This is a genomic window from Emticicia soli (genome assembly GCF_037860775.1).
GTDB lineage: Bacteria > Bacteroidota > Bacteroidia > Cytophagales > Spirosomataceae > Emticicia > Emticicia soli.
This window is the reverse complement of record NZ_JBBEWC010000031.1, coordinates 1-1,543: the sequence shown is the minus strand read 5'-3', so window position 1 is coordinate 1,543 and position 1,543 is coordinate 1. Positions and strand designations below refer to the sequence as shown.

General features: G+C 39.9%; 1 pseudogene. It reads right to left on the bottom strand.

Annotation, left to right across the window (positions count from 1 at the left end):
* Window positions 1–1,543: pseudogene (locus tag WAE64_RS24695) on the bottom strand (hypothetical protein); the annotation flags it as partial.

Sequence of the window (1,543 nt, the reverse complement as noted above, 5' to 3'; positions counted from 1 at the left end):
ACTTGCTGTCAACTTCGCTTTCTCTGGTCCACATATCTTCGTTACATTAGCCTCTATCAATGGCGTCTTCGGACTCTCCCCTGTGCGAATCACAACTGGCTCTGCACTCTCTGCTGTTCCACAACTTGTCGTACAGCTTACACTATAGGTACCTGAGGTTGATACTTCTATCGCATTAGTCGTTTCTTCAGTGCTCCATTTCAATGTACCATTACAGCCTATTGCTGTCAAGGTTGCTTTCTCTCCATCACAACAGATTTTCTTACTTGCATCAATCACTGGAGCTTTAGGTTGTTCGCCTTTTTTAATTACAATAGAATTTGATGCATCGCTAGAACATTCTCCTGCTTTACATGTTGCTGTGTATGTTCCTGCAACTGAAACTGTAATAGAAGTGCCCGTTTGAGTTGTTGACCAGGTGATCTGACCACCAATACATCCCATAGCTACTAATTTTACAGGTTTATCTTCACAGATATCTGCTGGGCCGTCAATAGCAATACTTGGTGGTGTTACTTTATTTTTAACATCAACCGTTACGATTCCACTTGTTGAGCAAGATTCTTTGGTTATCGTAATTGTATATACACCCTTATTGGCTTGCGTTGCATTTGCAGTAACAACTACCTCTCTACCAGTTTGAGAGAAAGAATTTGGCCCCGTCCATTTATACTCTGCATCTACACCAAAATCGGTTGCTATTAGTTTCAATTGATTTCCTTCACAAACAATCTCAGTAGACGGATCAATTTTTGGCAATGCTTTAATTGTAACTGCAATAGTTGCAGTTCCGACACATTGCTTACTATTAGTTACCGTCACTGTATACACTCCTTCATTTGCACTTGTTGCTGAAGAAATGCTTGGATTTTGCGTACTTGATGTATATCCGTTTGGACCTGCCCACGAATAGCTTGTTCCTCCATTTGCAGTCAGAGTAATAGTTCCACCTTCACAAACAGGGGAGTTAGAACTAACTTCAGGAACAAGGGCATCAGGTTGAGTAATCACAATGCCTGTAACATCTATTTTACAACCTTTAGCATCTGTCACTATTACACTGTAAGTTCCTGCAGCCAGACCTGTAATTGTTTGAGTCGTAGCTGTTGTACTCCATAAATATGTATATGGTTGATTACCTCCTACTGGATTTACTGTCACCGAACCATCTTTTCCATCATAACAAGTTACATCTACTTTATTTGACGTTGCTGTTAATGTATTTGGTTCTTTTATCTCTACCGTAGTTGTTTTCAAACATCCATTTTTATCTTTTACAGTAAATGTGTAAACACCCTTAGCTAAGTTCTCGAATTTATTAGATGCCTGGAAAGTAACTCCATCTTTGCTATAAGAATATGGCAACTCTCCACCAGTAGCTGTTAAAGTAACTTCACCATTTGCTTCACCATTACATTTTACCTCAGTACCTATACCTGTTAAAGTTAATACTGGTGGTTGGGTGATGGTCACACTCGCTGTCGCTGTACAACTATTCGCATCGGTTACAAGCACACTGTAAGTACCTGCTGCCAGATTACTG